Origin of the sequence: Sphingopyxis sp. NFH-91, assembly GCF_021401285.1 — a bacterium.
GTDB lineage: Bacteria > Pseudomonadota > Alphaproteobacteria > Sphingomonadales > Sphingomonadaceae > Sphingopyxis > Sphingopyxis terrae_A.
Genome location: NZ_JACBGA010000002.1, coordinates 522800 through 540137 on the forward strand (window position 1 = coordinate 522800; position 17338 = coordinate 540137).

Here is a 17338-nt window from a genome sequence, read left to right on the forward strand (position 1 = left end):
TTGCGCCAGATTGCTAGCGGCCCCCGCCTTCGCGGGGGCGACGTTACTTAGTCAGCACGGCGGACATATTCGCGGTCATAGACGTTGACCACGATACGCGTGCCACTGGTGATGTGGGGCGGCACCATGACCCGCACGCCATTGTCGAGGATCGCGGGCTTGTACGACGAAGAGGCCGTCTGGCCCTTCACCACCGCATCGGCCTCGACGATCGTCGCTTCGATCTGTTCGGGCAGTTCGACCGAGATCGGGCGCTCTTCCCACAGTTCGAGCACGACTTCCATGCCGTCCTGCAGGAATTCGTGGGCTTCGCCGACGACATCCTTCGAGATGGTGATCTGTTCGTAGCTGTCCTTGTCCATGAACACGAGGTCGTCGCCCTCGGCATAGAGGAACTGGAAATCCTTGGTGTCGAGGCGGACCTTCTCGACCGTATCGGCGCTGCGGAAACGGTTGTTGAGCTTGCGCCCGTCGATCAGATTCTTGGCTTCGACCTGCATATAGGCGCCGCCCTTGCCCGGCTGGGTGTGCTGGATCTTGGTGACCTTCCAGATGCCGCCCTCATATTCGATAATATTGCCGGGACGGATTTCAACGCCGGTGATTTTCATCGCGCACACTCGCTAGTTCAAGGATGGAAAGAGCCGCCGGCGCAGCGGGTGCGCCGGTCACAGGAGCGCGCCCTTAGCCGCCTGCGCGGCCAAGGGCAAGCGCGTTAGACGCTTTCGGTGGCGCGGCGCGTGCGCCGATAGCTGTATGCGATCAGCGCGACGAAGAGCGAAAGGCCGACGACAATCGCCGTCGGCTCGAAGCTCTCCCCGACGAGCGCCAGCGGCGCATCGCTTCCCGAACCCGCGACGACGCCCGCGAACAATACCCCGAAAATGCTCTCGCCGACGATGAAGCCCGTCGCGAGCAGGACGCCCATTCGGCTGTAAAATTCGGGGCGGGTGCTGCGTTCGGCACGTTTTTCCCAGAAATGGCCGATCACCGCGCCGATCGGAATGAGCAAGGTCAGCGACATCGGCAGATAGATGCCCATACCGACACCGAGCGGCGGCAGGCGCAGCTTGCCCATACGCCCCAATATCTCGTCGGCGGCGATGATGGCGATGCCGATCAATGCACCATAGCCGATCAGATCCCAGCGCAGATCGCCGCCGAGCACGCCCTTGGCCAGTGCGCTGATCAGGGCCGCTTGCGGCGCCGGCAGCGCATTGGCGCCCGCCCCCGCGGCACCGGCAAAGCCAAATGCCTGGTTCAACAGGTCGAGCACCGGCGGAATGATGAGCGAACCGAAGCCGACACCGATAACCAGCGCGAGCTGCTGCTTCCACGGCGTCGCACCGACGAGCTGGCCGGTCTTCAGATCCTGGAGATTGTCGTTGGAAATCGTCGCGACCGAAAAGACGATCGCAGTGGTGAACAGCGCATAGGCGACAAGCGCGGCAGTATCGGCTTCACTGTGATTGCGCCCGAAGAAGAGGAGCAGCATCAGCGAAGCGGCAATGATGGCGAGGATACCGACGCCCGACACCGGGCTGTTCGACGCACCGATCAGGCCGGCCATATAGCCGGTAACCGCGGCGATGATCGCGCCGACGAACAGCACGAACAGCAGCGTCGCGAAAATGACGCCGACCGGATTGGCCGCGATCGGGCCGCCCTGCGCAAAGAACCACAGCAATCCCGCGATCGGAATCAGCGAGCCCAGGATCGTCCCCGCGACGATGCCGAAGGACAGATCACGCTCGCCCAGTTCGACCACCTCGCCCGCGCCGCGCGCCCGCGACGACGCGATCGAACCCTTGATGCCCTTGACGATCGGGCCGACGATCTTGAGCAGCGTCCACAGCGCCGCGACCCCGATCGTCCCGGCGCCGATGAAGCGCACCTGCTGCGAAAACACCATGCCGACCACATCATCGACCGGTCCGGTCAGTCCCTGCGCTGCCGTCAGCGCGGGCATCAGGCCCGCCCATGCGATGACCATGCCGATGAACATCGCCACGCCGACCGACAGACCGACAAGATGCCCCACGCCGATCAGCGCGAAGGACAGGCTGCCGCTGACGCCGGTGGCGCCGACGCCGAGCTTGAAATTCTTCGACACTTCGAGCGCCGCGAGCTTCATCGCGCCAAGCAGCGAGAAACCGGCGCTGATCAGCGATCCGAGCAGGATCGTACGCAGGCCGCGCTGATTCTCCTCGGCCCCCTCGCCCGCGCGCGACCCGACCTTGAGCACTTCGGCCGCGGCGACGCCTTCGGGATAGGGAAGGTCCGACCCGGCGACGAGTGCGCGGCGCAGCGGGACCGAAAACATCACGCCCAGCGTTCCGCCGATGAAACAGACGGCGGCGGTCGTCCAATAGGGGAAACCCTGCCACCAGCCGACGATGACCAGACCGGGCAGGACGAAGATGATGGCCGCAAGCGTCCCCGCCGCACTGGCGATCGTCTGGACGATATTATTCTCCAAAATCGTCGCCCCCGACAGGAAGCGCAGGATCGCCATCGAAATGACCGCGGCGGGAATCGAGGTCGCAAAGGTCAACCCGACCTTCAACCCCAGATAGACGTTTGCCGCCGTGAACAGCAGCGTGATCAGTCCGCCAAGGACGATCCCGCGGACGGTGAGTTCGCGCATCGAAACGCTGCGCTGGTCGGTATCGGACATAAATTTCTCCCCGCGCGCTGTGTTGCGGGCGGCGGGGAATTAGGCAAGTCAAAACAGGCGTGGAAACGCGACGAAGCGAAACCGAATTGACGCTTCGATCCAATCATCGCTCCGCGGCGCGGCGCATAGAGCCGGGCATGACAACGGCCCTTCCCGATCCCAAGCCGCATCCCGGCCCCGAAGCGGCCGCTTCGGTCAAGCGCCCGGCGCCGTGCGCGGGTCTGTTCGGGTGGCGCAAGTGCGACGACGCACCGCGCGACGAGCGCCCGCGCACGCGGAACTGACGCGCGCGGCCTAATCCGCTGCCATCAGCGCGGCGAAAGCCTGCACCGCCGCGGCCGGGCCGTCCGGATGGTTCCAGACGCCGCCCGATACCGCAAGGAAATCGGCGCCAGCATCGATCAACAGCTCCGCATTCTCGACCGTGATCCCGCCGATCGCAACGCAAGGCAGCTCAAACAGTCCCTGCCACCAGCTGAGGATTTCGGGCTCGGCGCGATGTTCGACCGCCTTTGTCGTCGTGGGGAAGAAGGCGCCGAAGGCGACATAATCCGCCCCCGCTTCGCCGGCATCCATCGCAAGGTGGCGGCTGTTGTGACAGGTTACGCCGATCTGCGCGCCGGGGCCGAGCAGCCGCCGCGCCTCCTGCGGATCGCCGTCCCCCTGCCCCAGATGGACGCCATCGGCCTTGAGCCGCTTCGCCAGCGCCATGTCGTCGTTGACGATGAAGGCGACATCGTGCGCGGCGCAAATCGCCTGTAGCGGTTCGGCAAGGCGCGCCGCTTCGTGCTGGGTCAAACCCTTGACGCGGAACTGGAACGCGGCAACCGGGCCGGCGGCCAGCGCCGCTTCGAGTTGCGCCGGAAAGTCGCCGCCGACATCAGGTGGCGAGATGAGGTAAAGCTGGCAGGTCGGTTCGGTCATGGCGGGTTCATAGCTACGCCGCCAGCATGCCGCAAATGCAGAAGATGTTTCGCGCCACCACCCTGTCCCTCGTCACTGCTGCGACCGTTTCGGCCTGTGCAGCGACTCGCGACGTTACCGCATTGCGCGACGCCGCCAATGTCGCCATCGGCCAGCGCGCCTATGCCGACGGCCCGTTGATCCAGCCGGTCGCGGTGATCGAGGACAGTCGCTGCCCCGTCGGAGTCGCCTGTGTGTGGGCAGGCCGCGTCCGGGTGAAGATGCTGTGGCTTCGTCCCAATGGCGAGGCACAGCCTTTCGAAGCGGTGCTAGGCGAACCGACACCGCTGGCCGACGGCACGATCACGCTCGAATCGATGCATCCCGACAAGCGCCCCGACCGACCTATCAAGGCCGGCGATTACCGCTTCGCCTTCCGATTCATGGGCGGTCTTTAGGCGACCCGCGCCAACACGAAGCCGTCCCATCCCTTCGCGCCGACCGTCTGCACGGCGGTGGCGTCGATGCGCGGGTCGGATTGCAGAAAATCGAACAGCGCGCGTGCGCCCAAGATGCCGGGATCGTGGCTGGCGGGATCGAGGACGCCGCCTTCGCGCACGACATTGTCGACGATGATCGTCGTGCCGCTGCGGCCGAGGCGGATCGCTTCGGCGACATAATCGACATTGCTCTGCTTGTCGGCGTCGATGAAGACCATGTCGAAAGGCGCGACGTCGGTCATCGCGGCAAGGCTGTCCATCGCCGGGCCGACGCGGATTTCGGCCCGATCAGAGAGGCCGGCGCGATCGAGATTCGCCTGCGCGACGCGGGCATGCATGTGGTCGACTTCCAGCGTCACCAGCGCGCCATCGTCCGGTAGCGCCCGCGCGAGCCAGATCGTCGAATAGCCGCCGAGCGTCCCGATTTCGAGGATGCGCCGCGCGCCCGCCATTTGTGCGAGCAGATAGAGCATCTTGCCCTGCGCCGCCGAGACGTCGATCGGTGGCAAGCCGTTTTCGGCATTGTGGGCGAGTGCGGCCGCCAGGATCGGGTCGTCGCCAATCAGCTTCTCGCCGATATAGGTGTCGACGCGGTCCCAGCTATCGGTCATCAGGCGACCGATGCGGCGTGAATTTCGTCGATCGCGCCGCCGAGCGAGCCGTTGAATTCCGCGTCGCTCATCGACGCGCGCAAATCTTCCAGGAGCGCGCGGCTGAAGCTGGCGATGATACCGGGATTCTTGGCCAGTTCGATACACGCTTCGGGGCGCGCGAAGCCGCCCGACAGCGCGACGACGCGCAGCACCTTGGGATGATCGACGAGCGGCTGGAACAGGCCTGCTTCGGTGGGCAGCGACAGCTTGAGCATGACCGGCGCGCCGGTCCATGCGTCGAGCGCCGCGAGCGTTTCCGCCAGCAACAGTCGGTCCGCCGCATCGCGCTCGGGGCTCTTGATATTCACTTCGGGTTCGATGATCGGCATCAGGCCGTGCGCGGCGATGCGCGCGGCTTCGGCAAATTGCTGCGCGACGATTGCCTTGACGCCCACCGGGTTGGCGAGGTTGACGACGCTGCGCATCTTGGTCCCGAACACGCCCTTCGCAACCGCCCGCTCGCACAGCGCGTCGAGATCGGCGTTGGGCTTCATCAACTGAACGCCGTCAGCTTCGGGTTCGAGGCCTTTGTCGACCTTGAGGAACGGGACCACGCCGCGCTCCCACAGCAGAGCCGGGATCGGCTTGCCATCGGCTTCGCCGTCCATGGTGCGTTCGAACAGGATCGCGCCGATCACCTTATCGCCGTTGAAGCAGGGTGCGGTCACGATCCGGCTGCGCATTGCATGGATCAGCGCGAACATTTCCTCGTCGCCCGAATATTCGTCTTCTTCGATGCCATAGCCCTTGAGCGCCTTGGGCGTCGAACCGCCACTCTGGTCGAGCGCGGCGATAAAGCCCTGGCCCGATTTGATCTTATCCAGCATCTCGGCATTGGCGGTCGTCATAACGTCTCCGTGGATTTGCATACGTATGGTGCGGCGCGCATAGCGGCCCGTTGCTTGGGACGCAATGCGATGGGAACTCAGGCCTTAAGCGCGTCTACCCCCGGCAAAGGCTTTCCTTCCATCCATTCGAGGAAGGCGCCGCCTGCGGTCGAAACAAAGGTGAACTCGTCCGCAACGCCGGCATGGTTGAGCGCGGCGACGGTATCGCCGCCGCCGGCAACCGAAATCAGCGACCCTTCGCGCGTCAACGCCGCCGCCGTCCGGGCGAGCGCGACGGTTGCGGCGTCGAACGGCGCAATCTCGAAAGCGCCGAGCGGACCGTTCCACACCAACGTGCGGCAGCTTTTCAGCACGTCACCGAGCGCCTCGACCGCCGCAGGCCCGACATCGAGGATCATCTCGTCCGCCGCAACTTCGTGGATGTTCACGGTGCGCGTCGGCGGGTTCGCGGCGAATTCTTTCGCGACGACCACGTCATAGGGCAGATGGACGGTGCAGCCTGCGGCATCCGCCGCGTCGAAAATCGCGTTGGCGGTATCGACGAGGTCGTGCTCGCACAGCGACTTGCCGACATCGACGCCGCGCGCCGCGAGGAAAGTGTTCGCCATCCCGCCGCCGATGATCAGATGATCGACCTTGCCGACAAGGTTGCGCAGCACGTCGATCTTGCTCGACACTTTCGCGCCGCCGACAACCGCCGCAACCGGATGCGCGGGGTTGCCGAGCGCCGCGTCGAGCGCCTTGAGCTCGGCCTCCATCGCGCGGCCGGCATAGGCGGGCAGCCGATGGGCAATGCCCTCGGTCGAGCCATGCGCGCGGTGCGCCGCCGAAAAGGCATCGTTGACATAGATGTCGCCGATTTCGGCAAGCGCATCGGCGAACGCGGGGTCGTTCTTTTCCTCACCCGCATGAAAGCGCGCATTTTCGAGCACGGCGACGTCGCCGGGCGCGAGGACGGCAACGCCCGCCTTGGCGCCTTCGCCGGTGCAATCGGGAATGAACATCACCGAATGGCCGAGGACGTCGGCGACGCCGTCGATGACGAGGCTGAGCGACTGGGTCGGGTTCTTCGCCCCTTTCGGACGGCCGAAATGGGCGAGCAGGAGAACGATGGCACCCTTGTCCGACAGTTCGCGGATCGTCGGCATCGCTGCGCGAATTCGCGTGTCATCGGCCACGGCGCCATCGGACATCGGCACGTTGAGATCGACGCGCACCAGCACCTTCTTGCCGGTGACGTCACCGATGTCGTCGAGCGTCTTGAAATCTGCCATCTTTCACTCCGATCCCGGAGTGTTCCCCCGCGAAGGCGGGGGTCCATCTCCTGCGCTCTTATCCCCTGATCACCGCCGGTTTCATTCCGATGCGGTCGGAGATGGGCCCCCGCCTTCGCGGGGGCACAAGGATATTGTTAAAGGAACTTCGCGATCACGCCCGCCGTGTCGATCATGCGGTTGGAGAAGCCCCATTCATTGTCGTACCAGCTCAGCACTCGCACCAGCTTGCCGTCGATAACCGCGGTTTCAAGGCTGTCGATGGTCGAGCTGGCGGCGTTATGGTTGAAGTCGATCGAAACCAGCGGTTCCTCGGTATAACCAAGGACGCCCTTCAGCGCGCCTTCGGCCGCGGCCTTGAGCACCGCGTTCACTTCTTCCTTGGTCGTTTCGCGCGACGGGGTGAAAGTGAGGTCGACCACCGACACATTCGGCGTCGGAACGCGGATCGATGACCCGTCGAGCTTGCCCTTCAACTCGGGCAGGACGAGGCCGACGGCGACCGCCGCACCGGTCGAGGTCGGGATCATCGACATTGCGGCGGCGCGGGCGCGGCGCGGATCGTCGTGGATCTGATCGAGGATTTTCTGGTCGTTGGTATAGGCATGGATCGTCGTCATCAGGCCGCGTTCGATACCGATCGCTTCGTGCAGCACCTTGGCAAAGGGCGCGAGGCAGTTGGTGGTGCAGGACGCGTTCGAGATGATCCGGTGATCGGCGGTGATCTGGCTGTCATTGACGCCGTAAACGACGGTCAGGTCGACTTCCTTGGCGGGCGCCGAAATGAGTACGCGCTTCGCGCCGGCGTCGAGATGCTTCTGGCCGCCGGCCTTGTTGGTGAAGAAGCCGGTGCATTCCATCACGATGTCCACGCCGTTGGCGGCGTGCGGCAGGGCGGCGGGATCGCGCTCGGCGGTGACCTGGATGCGCTTGCCGTTGATGATCAGGTCGTTGCCATCGACTTCGACGGTGCCGTTGAAGGCGCCATGAACCGAGTCATGGCGAAGCAGGCGGGCATTGGCCTTGGCATCGCCCAGATCGTTGATCGACACCAGTTCAAGGTCGTGATCGGTGCGCTCGAGAAGGGCGCGCGCCACATTGCGGCCGATGCGTCCGAAACCGTTGATTGCGACTTTCACTGCCATGTCGGTTAGTCCTTTCTGCGGAAGGTGGCGGCCGGTCTTATGCGCCGAGCCGCGCCAGAATCTTGGGGGTGATGGCGTCGACCGTCAGGCCGAAATGCCGGTAGAGATCATCGATCGGCGCCGACGCGCCGAAGCTGTCGATGCCGAAGCGCAGGCCATGGCGGCCGGTGTAGCGTTCCCAGCCGAAGGTCGTCCCGGCCTCGATCGAGACGATCAGGGCATCGTCGGGCAGCAGGTCGGCCTGATAGGCCGCATCCTGTTCGTCGAACAATTCCGTCGACACCATCGAAACGACATCGGCACCCTGCCCCGCCGCTTCGAGCTTTTCGGCGACATCGAGCGCCAGCGACACTTCGGAGCCCGTCGCGACCAGCACGACCTTGCGCGCCGCGGCGGCGCTGCGAAGGCGATAACCGCCTTTCAAGCAAAGATTTTCCGTGACGTCATGACGCAGCGGCGGCAGATTCTGGCGCGTGAGTGCGAGGAGCGTCGGACGGCTGTCCTGCGCGATCGCGATCGCCCAGCATTCGGCCGTCTCAACCGCGTCGGCGGGGCGCATCACGAGCAGATTGGGCATGGCGCGCAGCGACTGCAGATGCTCGATCGGCTGGTGCGTCGGTCCATCCTCGCCGAGCCCGATGCTGTCGTGCGTCATCACGTAAACGACGCGCTGACGCTGGAGCGCCGACAGCCGGATCGCGCCGCGGCAATAGTCCGAAAAGACCAGGAAAGTGCCGCCATAGGGGATCACGCCGCCGTGCAGCGCCATCCCGTTCATCGCCGCCGACATGCCGAATTCGCGGATGCCATAATAGATGTAGCGACCCGAATAATCGTTCCGGTTCAGCGGCTTGGTCGACGATGTCTTGGTATTGTTCGAGCCGGTAAGGTCGGCGCTGCCACCAACAAGCGAGGCGATGTCGGCGGTGAGCGCGGTCAGCGCATTTTCCGACGCCTTGCGCGTCGCGACCTTCGGCGGTTCGGCAACCAGCCCGTCGAGATAGGCCTTGAAAGCATCACCCGGCGCGACCTTGCCGCTCAGGCGATCCTCAAAATCCGTTTTCTTATCGCTACTTGCAAGGCGATAATTCCACGCAGCATGAAGTGACTGGCCGCGCTGGCCAAAGCCGCGCCATGCGTCGGCAATGTCGGCGGGAATGACGAACGGTTCGGCGGTCCAGCCCATATTGGCGCGCGCCGCCGCCACCTCGTCGGCGCCGAGCGGCGAGCCATGCGTCGCCGACGTGCCCTGCTTGTTCGGCGCGCCGAAGCCGATCAGCGTCTTGCACGCAATCAGCGACGGGCGACCGTCCGCCAGCGCCGCGTCGATCGCGCGGCGAATATCGGCAGCATCATGGCCGTCGCAGCTGTCGACATGCCAACCGGTCGCCGCATAACGCGCTTTCACGTCCTCGCTGGTCGAAAGGTCGGTCGACCCGTCGATCGTGATCTTGTTGTCGTCCCACAGCACGATCAGGCGGCCAAGGCCCAGATGGCCGGCCACGCCGATCGCTTCGTGATTGATGCCTTCCATCAGGCAGCCGTCGCCGGCGATGACCCAGGTGCGATGGTCGACGAGGTCGTCGCCGTAAATGGCATTGAGATGGCGCTCGGCGATCGCCATGCCGACCGCAGTCGCAAGCCCCTGCCCCAGCGGCCCCGTCGTCGTTTCAACCCCGGCAAGCTCGAAATTTTCGGGATGCCCGGCGCAAGGACTGTTCAGCTGGCGAAAATTGCGGATTTCCTCCATCGTCGGATGCGCATAGCCCGCGAGATGGAGCGTCGCATAAGCGAGCATCGAGCCATGGCCCGCCGACAGGACGAATCGGTCGCGATCGGCCCATTTGGGATCGCTCGGATCGAACTTCAGATAATCCGAATAGAGGACGGTCGCGACGTCGGCCATGCCCATCGGCATCCCGGGGTGACCGCTGTTCGCGGCCTGTACGGCGTCCATCGCAAGCGCGCGGATCGCGTTGGCGAGCTGGCGTTCGGGCAGTGTCATCTTTTCCCCGCTTATGTCTGGGCTGGCGTGCGCGACTGCCCTTTGCGGCGGCGCCGCCGAGAGTCAACCGCCCGCGGCAAGAATTCGCGCGCATTTCGGCGCCGACAGGCGATTGCACCCCTCCCCCGGCGCTGCTACCCCTGTGGCATGGAACTCGATCTCGACGAATCCAGCCTCGCCATCGGCCGCATCGAGCGCGCGCTGAGCCGCATCGAAAAGAGCCTGGCCGAGCGCGCAGAACGCGGCGCATCCGATCAACCGACAAGCGATCAATCGGCCCTGAAGGCCGAAGTTAACGCTGTTATCGGCGAACTGGACCGACTGATTGCGGAGGCGAATCGTGGCTGATGTCCGACTGAACATCGCCGGGCGCACCTATGACCTGACCTGCGCCGACGGCGAGGAGCCGCAGCTTCAGAAGCTCGCCGGGCTGATCGACGAAAAGGTCCGCGCCATCCCAGGCAGCACCGAGGTACGCCAGCTTCTCTTCGCGGCGCTCATGCTCGCCGACGAGGCGCAGGAAGCAAAGGCCAAGGTCGACAGGTCCGAGCCCCAATCCGATTCGCTGCGCGCCGCGGTTGCGCTAGCGGAAAGCCGCGAAACGCAGGCGCGTGACGAACTCGCTGCGGCCCGCAGGGAAATCGAGGCACTTAAGGCCGCGCCGCCGCCCGCTGTAGCAGCCGCGCCGCGCACAACGCACGACCGCGCACTGCTCCAGATCGCCGACCGGATCGAAGCGCTCGCCGCAAAGGTTGAGCAAAGCGCTTGAGGATGGGGCCCCGCGTCCCTAAATAGGCATCGGCGGGTACTGCCCGGCACGAGCCGTTGCGAAAATCCCTGAGGCGATACATCATCCAAGGGAGCTGTCCCTGCCCGGACCCTGGTCCGACGTACATGGCCCCCACCTGACGTTACTGGCGTCAGAGGATCTTCCGGAAACCGACCCATGGTGGTCCCGCCAACCCGACAGGCTTTGAAGGAGGCCCGGCCCGCATGACGCCCGACCTCGCTTCGCAGAAACAGGCGCTGCGCGACCGGTTGCGTTTTCGCCGCCGCCATTTCGTCGCCAATCTCGACCCGATGGGGCGGCTCGCTGCCTTTCGCGCCGTTCCCGACACGCTCCGCAAGCTGCTCGATGCCAGCCCTGTCGTCGGCGCCTATGCACCGTGGGGCGACGAACCCGATATCCGCCCGCTGCTGCTGCTGGATGGCCGGCGCATCGCGCTGCCGCATCACGCAGACCGCACGGCCGCCATGACCTTTCGGATATCGGACGATGGCGATGCGCTTCGCAAGGGTCCGTGGGGATCGCCCCAGCCGCCCGATAGCGCCGAAATCGCGCATCCCGACATCGTCCTCTGCCCGCTCGTCGGTTTCGACCGCCACGGCGGCCGTCTCGGCCAGGGAGGCGGGCATTATGACCGGTTCTTTGCTGAAAATCCGGCGGTTCCGCGCATCGGAATCGGCTGGTCGGTGCAGGAAGTTGACACTGTTCCCATTGAACAAACCGATATTTTGCTCGATGCGGTCCTGACCGAGCAGGAATATATCATCACCGGAGACCGATTGTGAGCGAGCCCCCCGCCGATCCGCAGCCAAGCTGGCGTAAGCCGACCGGCATCCTTCTGATCTTGGCGCTGATCACGGCGTGGGCGGCGGCCGTCGTCAGCCTCTCGCCGTGGGTCGGCGGCTGGCCGGTGCTGGTGCAGGCGATTTTCTATCTGGTCGCGGGGATCGCCTGGGTATGGGTGCTGCCGCTGCGGCCACTGCTGTGCTGGATGGAAACCGGGCGCTGGCGCGCCCCACAATAGGGATTGGCACCGCCCGATTATTCTATAGCCTGCGCGCACCATTGGGGAGGCAGGCGCGATGCGGGTATCTATGGGAACGGCGGCTGTCCTGTCGCTGATTTTGGCGAGCACCCCGGCGGCGGCGCGTGATGACGGCCTGCGCAAGCAGGTGAAGGCGCTCGTCAAGGCGTGCCCCGCCGCTGCCAAAGGCTATGATCTTGCCGCCTTGACGCCCGACGGCCTGGCCACGCCGGACTATCGGGCAAGGTTTGAAGAATGGGCCGGGGCGCCCGATCCCGATACGCAACCGGGTAGCGGCGGCGCAACGATCATGCTGCGCGGCGTGATCGGTTCAAGCATCACGCAGGATATCCGCTTTTCGACCGTCAGCACCCTGTGGCGCGACGCGGCCGGGGCATGGCAAGTCTTGCGCGTCGATCATGGGACGCTGCCGCCCGTGCCACCGCCCCCGCCGCCCCCCGAATTGTTCGAAGAGCCCGATGCGGCCTATGGTTTCATGACCGAGCAGGTCAAGCCCGCCCCCGACAAGAGCCGCCGCGTCCAGCGCGGCCGCCTGCTTCCGGCGGCGGCGGCGGAACTCGATCGCCTGCTTGCCGATCCCTGTCTGCAACTCGAACAGATGGGGCTGACGGCGCACCGCAGCAAAAGCGAGGTTCCGCCCTGCCCCTTCGACTATGCCGGGTCGACGATCGAGGTGACGCGCGATGCGCGAAGCTGGCTGATTTCGACCGATTGCCGGCGCGAATTGCCGAGCGCGAAGATCGCCGACATTCTCTTTTATCCGCAGGCCGATGTCCCCATGCCCGACTGGGACAGGACAGCGTGCGCCGATTGCGTCCGCTATGTCCTTGTCGCCGAATATTTCCGGCGCGCCGAGCGGACTGGCGACGCCGCGACCGATGCGGTGATCACCCGCGCTTATGCTGCCGTTGCCGGACGCGATTATGCCGGGGCGCGGCGCTTGCTCGAGCCGTTGGCAAGCGAGACGTCCGCCTATCCGCTGCGTTGGTTGCTGATGCCCGAACTCGCGTGGCTACGCGACAAGACCGGCGATACGGACGGCGCAATCACGCTGCTCGCCATCGCAGGCGCAGCGGCCGATTATCAGCGAGGTCGGCTGCGCTGCGATGCCCCGATCGGCAATCTCACCGAATTTCAGGACGTCATGCAGCGGCGTTTCGGCATTGCGCAAATCTGCGATGCGCCGGAGCAGTTCGCCATCCCCGACGGGTTCGATATGGCGCCGGTGGAGCTTGCCCGGCAGAAGGCCGGTGCGATCGAATATCCGATATATTCGCGAGAGACGGAAGCGACCCAAGCCAAGGATTGAAGGAGGCGCCACCTGCCGAAATTCAGGGCAAGTGGCGCGAGTGACGGGGCTCGAACCCGCGACCTCCGGCGTGACAGGCCGGCGCTCTAACCAACTGAGCTACACCCGCTTGCGCTTGGGAGCCGCGCCAATATTGCCCTCGTCCCGACCTGTCAACCGTCCCGATCAAACTCTTTTCGATTTAATCGCTCGCGCATCTCTTCTGTCGCGGTGAGCGTCCCATTTTCGAATAGAAAACCGGCAAGATCAGGCGTGCCGGTCGAGGCAAGGACGGTCTGCACGATCAGGAGCAGCGGCACCGCAAGCAGCGCCCCCGGCGTCCCCCACACCCATCCCCAAAAGCTGAGCGAGACGAGAATCAGCAGTGGATTGACGGTCAGCCGCCGCCCCAACACCAGCGGCGTGATCAAATTCGCCTCGACCAGATGCACCCCGATGAAGATGACGGCCGGCAACAGCGCGACCCCGACCGCGTCGAAGGTCATCAGCCCGCCCAGACCCAGGAGCATCGCGGCGACGATCGGCCCGAGATAGGGCACGAAATTGCACAGCGAGACGATGCCGCCCCACATGAAGGGCGACGGCATGCCAAGCGCCCACAGCAACAGCGAGACGATCAGTCCCAGCAGCGCATTGATCATCGTGATCGTCGCGAGATAGTCGGCAGTCGCATCGACGACATTCTGGATCACGCGCGCGGTCTGCATCGCGCCATCGAAGCTGCCGCGCCGGCGGATCGTGCTGCGCCGCAGCCGCGTCCATCCGGCGAGGAAGAAGAAGATCACGAGTACCGCGAAGAGAAGCTGCACTGCCGCCGCGGGCGCGGCCGAGATGAAATAGTCGACGACCGAGGTTGGCGCGGTGGCGGCCATGGCCTGCGCGGTCGCTTCGGACCCGCTCGCGACCGAGGTCAACGTGCGGTCGACGAATTTCTGCAAGGTCGAATAGAAATCGATCACCGGCGCCAGATTGGTCTGGATGCGCGGGATCGATTCGGGGATGCGCGCGAACCAGCCCGTCGCGGGAACGACGATGATCGCCAGCGCCGCGTTGACCAGCATCAGAAAGCTCGAGAGCGCCAAAAAGGCCGCCAGCGCCGACGGAACGCGGCGCCGTTCGAGCCATTCGAGCAGCGGAACGAGGGCAATGGAAACGACGATCGCCGCTGTGAGCGGCAGGAAGAATTCGGCGCCGGCCTGCAGCGCGAAGGGCAGCCCCAGGCAGAAGGCCGCACCAATGATAAGCGTCAGCGCCGCGAGCAACCGGTCCCGACGAAAATCATCGATCTCAACGCGTTGCGCTGCGTCTTTGAGCAAGGGTGGCACCTTCGGGTGCTCGCTGTCCTCCATTGCGTCGATCGCTCCCGTTGAACCCGATCCTCTTAGGCGCACTTTGGCGTCGGCGCCAGTGGCGCCCGAAGGGATTGGCCCAATGGTGCGCCATTATTCCCCTGTCCCCATTTAGGACAAAAGGCCGAGTATTTTCACCATTTTAACCAGAAATTACCCTTTTTCCGCGAGGACGGCTCCCAAGGACCAGCAATTATGGAGCCAATTCGATGATGAAAGCGCCTGTGGGGGGCGCGAAGCATCAGCTTCTTCGACCCTCTTATTCCGCCCAATTGCTTTGCGCGCTCGCCCTGCCGATGCAGGCGCATGCCGCCGGTACGGTAGCCGGATCGACCATCAGCAACACCGCCAGCGCCAGCTTCGACAACGGAGCGGGGACGCAGACGATCGATTCGAACACGGTCAACCTGCGCGTCGACGAACTGCTCGACGTGACGGTTGCCTCGAACAACCCGTCGGATGTCGCAACGACGCCCGGCGGGACCAACCAGCTGCTTACGTTCACCGTGACCAACACCGGCAACGGGCAGGAAGCGTTCGGGCTCAGCACGATCGCCAATGTCGGCGGCGACAATTACGACCCGACCATCACCGGCATCTATATCGACAATGGCGACGGCATCTTCGATCCCGCCACCGACACGCTCTATACCGCCGGGTCGAACGATCCGGTGCTCAACCCCGACCAGAGCGCGCGCATTTTCGTCGTTGCGACGACGCCGGGGACGGTCGCCGACAATGATCGCGGCATCGTGACGCTGGTCGCGGCGGCCAAGACCGGCACCGGCGCCCCGGGCACCACCTTCGCGGGCCAGGGCCAGGGCGGCGGCGATGCGGTCGTCGGTTCAACCGGCGCCGACGGGCAGGACAATGGCGCCTACAAGGTGTCGGCGGCCACCGTCACGCTCGTCAAATCGGCAGTCGTCGCCGATCCGTTCGGCGGCAGCGAGCCCGTTCCGGGCGCGACGATCACCTACACGATCACCGCGACGGTCGCCGGCACGGGGTCGGTCGGCGGTCTTGCGATCACCGACAATATTCCGGCCGACACATCCTATGTCACCGGCTCGATCACTCTTGGCGGTGCGCCGCTGAGCGATGCGAGCGACGCCGATGCCGGCGACTACAACGGCACACGGATCCGCGTGCAACTCGGCACCGTCGCGGGCGGCCAGACCCGCACCGTTACCTTCAAGACCAAGATCGACTGATGGAGATTCGCATGCGCAAGGCTCTTTTCCTTCTGATCGCCGCCCTCGCACCGGCACAGGCGTTCGCCGCCAACCAGGTCGCGCTCGACAATAATGTCTTCGTCGAGCGGGTGACGACCGACGCGGCCGGCAAGCAGCGCGTCCTGCTCGAGGAACCGAAGGTCGTCGTTCCTGGCGACCGGCTGGTCTTCGTGCTCAACTATCGCAACGCGGGCGCGCAGCCTGCCGACAAGTTCGTCATCACCAATCCGATGCCCTCAGCGGTCCGTTTTGCGGGCGCCGGCGATACGCCGCCGCTCGTCTCGGTCGATGGCGGCAAGATGTGGGGACAGCTCGCCGATCTGACCGTGCCGATGGCCGACGGAACGCGCCGCCCGGCGCAGCCCGCCGATGTCACACACGTTCGCTGGGCGTTCCAGAAGCCGATCCCGGCAGGAGCGACCGGCAAGCTCATCTTCAGGGGGGTCGTAAAATAACCCTCTGATCATAACCGCTTAAAGGTCACCGGCGGTGGGGCAATAGGGGACCGAACAAGCCTGGAGTTCAGCTATGACCAGCAAGCTGACTTATGTGGGCGCCATCGGAATGACAGCGATCGCGTTGATCGCTGCCAGCCCGGCCTATGCGGCCGGCACGACCGCGGGCACCACCATTACGAATAACGTCACCGTCGACTATCAGGTCGGCGGCGTCGCACAGGGCCAGCAGACCGCGTCGAACAGCTTCGTCGTCGACCGCAAGATCAATCTGCTTGTCGAAGAAGTGGGCAGCGTCACGACCGAGGTCGTGCCGGGGCAAAGCAATGCCGTCACGACGTTCCAGTTGACGAATACGTCGAACGAAGTGCTCGATTTCGCACTGACGGCCAGCCAGATCGCTGGCGGGACGGCTGCGCATGGCGGCACCGACAGCTTCGATGTGAGCAACGTCCGCATCTACCGCGACAATATATCGTCGGGTACGGTCGGCAGCTTCGATGCGGCCGATACGCTCGTCACCTATATCGACGAGCTTGCAACCGATACGCCGATCCGGCTGTTCGTCGTCGCCGACGTCCCGGCCGGTCTTTCCACCGGTGCTGTTGCGGGCGTCCAGCTGCGCGCAACGGCACGCGAAGGTGGGGCTTCGGGCACGCAGGGCGCCGCGATTACGCAGACTGCCGGGGCCAATACGGCCGCCAAGGACACTGTCTTTGCGGACGTCGCCGGGGTGAATGACGCCAATCGCGACGCGTCGCATAGCGCCGCCGACGATTATACGGTCAAGACCGCGACACTCACTGTAACCAAGACCAGCCGCGTGGTCGACGATCCGTTCAACGGAACGACGAATCCGAAGCTGATCCCGGGCGCGACGGTGGAATATTGCATCCTCGTCGCCAACGCCGCGGGCGGTGCCAGCGCCACGTCGGTCGCAATCAACGACAGCGTCCCGACGCAGTTGACCTATGTCGCCGGTTCGGCGCGGGTCAACGGCACGGTTACGGCAGGCACCTGCAACACCGACGGCGTTGCGGCAGGGACCAACTATGCCGCGCCGGTCGTGTCGGGCACCGTTGCGACGGTGGCCGCGGGCGACACGCGCACCCTGTTGTTCCGCGCGACCGTCAACTGACAGGACCAGTGAAGGGGG

Annotated in this window: 19 protein-coding genes and 1 tRNA gene; 10 read left to right on the top strand and 10 right to left on the bottom strand. The window is 64.9% G+C overall.

Going from position 1 to position 17338, the window contains the following annotated elements; genetic code table 11:
- Positions 1–47: 47 nt before the first annotated feature.
- Complete coding sequence (gene efp, locus L0963_RS07490; RefSeq protein ID WP_003051563.1) at positions 48–611, bottom strand: elongation factor P; 564 nt, start codon at positions 609–611, stop codon at positions 48–50.
- A gap of 104 nt (positions 612–715) precedes the next feature.
- Complete coding sequence (locus L0963_RS07495) at positions 716–2677, bottom strand: OPT family oligopeptide transporter (RefSeq protein WP_234178998.1); 1962 nt, start codon at positions 2675–2677, stop codon at positions 716–718.
- Positions 2678–2814: 137 nt separating this feature from the next.
- Between L0963_RS07495 and L0963_RS07500 the strand changes: the two genes are divergently transcribed.
- A complete protein-coding gene (locus L0963_RS07500) occupies positions 2815–2961 on the top strand; it encodes a hypothetical protein (protein ID WP_202988281.1) in 147 nt (48 codons plus the stop codon).
- 10 nt (positions 2962–2971) lie between these two features.
- On the opposite strand, the gene thiE is transcribed toward L0963_RS07500, so the two are convergent.
- Entirely contained in the window at positions 2972–3601 is a 630-nt protein-coding gene (gene thiE / locus L0963_RS07505) for a thiamine phosphate synthase (protein WP_234179000.1), read from the bottom strand.
- Between the two features lie 35 nt (positions 3602–3636).
- Here thiE and L0963_RS07510 point away from each other — a divergent pair, with 35 nt between their 5' ends.
- Positions 3637–4038, top strand: a complete 402-nt coding sequence (locus tag L0963_RS07510; RefSeq protein ID WP_234179002.1) for a hypothetical protein — start codon at positions 3637–3639, stop codon at positions 4036–4038.
- On the opposite strand, the gene L0963_RS07515 is transcribed toward L0963_RS07510, so the two are convergent.
- The 5 genes from L0963_RS07515 to tkt all read right to left on the bottom strand — a co-directional run bounded on the left by L0963_RS07515 (position 4035) and on the right by tkt (position 10005).
- Positions 4035–4691, bottom strand: coding sequence for an O-methyltransferase (locus L0963_RS07515; RefSeq protein WP_234179004.1), 657 nt, complete (start codon positions 4689–4691; stop codon positions 4035–4037). The genes L0963_RS07510 and L0963_RS07515 overlap by 4 nt on opposite strands.
- Positions 4691–5581: a fructose bisphosphate aldolase gene (locus L0963_RS07520; RefSeq protein WP_442800550.1), complete on the bottom strand. Its 891-nt coding sequence runs from the start codon at positions 5579–5581 to the stop codon at positions 4691–4693. Before L0963_RS07520 ends, L0963_RS07515 begins: the two co-directional genes overlap by 1 nt.
- Before the next feature lie 77 nt (positions 5582–5658).
- Complete coding sequence (locus L0963_RS07525; RefSeq protein ID WP_062902404.1) at positions 5659–6855, bottom strand: phosphoglycerate kinase; 1197 nt, start codon at positions 6853–6855, stop codon at positions 5659–5661.
- A gap of 137 nt (positions 6856–6992) precedes the next feature.
- Positions 6993–8000 (bottom strand): type I glyceraldehyde-3-phosphate dehydrogenase, encoded by a 1008-nt coding sequence (gene gap / locus L0963_RS07530; protein WP_003051541.1) that lies wholly within the window; start codon positions 7998–8000, stop codon positions 6993–6995.
- 37 nt (positions 8001–8037) lie between these two features.
- A complete protein-coding gene (tkt, locus tag L0963_RS07535; RefSeq protein ID WP_234179006.1) occupies positions 8038–10005 on the bottom strand; it encodes a transketolase in 1968 nt (655 codons plus the stop codon).
- Between the two features lie 147 nt (positions 10006–10152).
- Here tkt and L0963_RS07540 point away from each other — a divergent pair, with 147 nt between their 5' ends.
- From L0963_RS07540 to L0963_RS07560, 5 genes are all read left to right on the top strand, one after another.
- Complete coding sequence (locus L0963_RS07540) at positions 10153–10353, top strand: hypothetical protein (protein ID WP_003051535.1); 201 nt, start codon at positions 10153–10155, stop codon at positions 10351–10353.
- Positions 10346–10774 carry a cell division protein ZapA gene (locus L0963_RS07545; protein ID WP_003051532.1) on the top strand — a complete coding sequence of 143 codons (429 nt, stop codon included), beginning with the start codon at positions 10346–10348 and terminating at the stop codon, positions 10772–10774. The genes L0963_RS07540 and L0963_RS07545 overlap by 8 nt, the downstream gene beginning before the upstream one ends.
- A gap of 224 nt (positions 10775–10998) precedes the next feature.
- Entirely contained in the window at positions 10999–11577 is a 579-nt protein-coding gene (locus L0963_RS07550; protein WP_234179008.1) for a 5-formyltetrahydrofolate cyclo-ligase, read from the top strand.
- Positions 11574–11816: a DUF2842 domain-containing protein gene (locus L0963_RS07555; protein ID WP_003051523.1), complete on the top strand. Its 243-nt coding sequence runs from the start codon at positions 11574–11576 to the stop codon at positions 11814–11816. The genes L0963_RS07550 and L0963_RS07555 overlap by 4 nt, the downstream gene beginning before the upstream one ends.
- Positions 11817–11874: 58 nt before the next feature.
- Positions 11875–13146 carry a hypothetical protein gene (locus L0963_RS07560; RefSeq protein WP_234179011.1) on the top strand — a complete coding sequence of 424 codons (1272 nt, stop codon included), beginning with the start codon at positions 11875–11877 and terminating at the stop codon, positions 13144–13146.
- 32 nt (positions 13147–13178) lie between these two features.
- Here the strand turns inward: L0963_RS07560 and L0963_RS07565 are convergent.
- Both L0963_RS07565 and L0963_RS07570 read right to left on the bottom strand, forming a co-directional pair.
- A tRNA-Asp gene (locus L0963_RS07565) sits at positions 13179–13255 on the bottom strand.
- Positions 13256–13298: 43 nt separating this feature from the next.
- The gene (locus tag L0963_RS07570) at positions 13299–14495 is read right to left on the bottom strand and encodes an AI-2E family transporter (protein WP_234179013.1); all 1197 of its coding nucleotides are present in this window, start codon (positions 14493–14495) and stop codon (positions 13299–13301) included.
- A gap of 209 nt (positions 14496–14704) precedes the next feature.
- Here L0963_RS07570 and L0963_RS07575 point away from each other — a divergent pair, with 209 nt between their 5' ends.
- The 3 genes from L0963_RS07575 (at position 14705) to L0963_RS07585 (ending at position 17320) form a co-directional block, all read left to right on the top strand.
- Positions 14705–15706 (top strand): hypothetical protein, encoded by a 1002-nt coding sequence (locus L0963_RS07575; RefSeq protein ID WP_234179015.1) that lies wholly within the window; start codon positions 14705–14707, stop codon positions 15704–15706.
- Positions 15707–15717: 11 nt separating this feature from the next.
- A complete protein-coding gene (locus L0963_RS07580; protein WP_120649328.1) occupies positions 15718–16182 on the top strand; it encodes a hypothetical protein in 465 nt (154 codons plus the stop codon).
- A 73-nt stretch (positions 16183–16255) separates the two neighbouring features.
- Positions 16256–17320 (top strand): DUF11 domain-containing protein, encoded by a 1065-nt coding sequence (locus L0963_RS07585; protein ID WP_062902398.1) that lies wholly within the window; start codon positions 16256–16258, stop codon positions 17318–17320.
- The last annotated feature ends 18 nt before the right edge of the window (positions 17321–17338 follow it).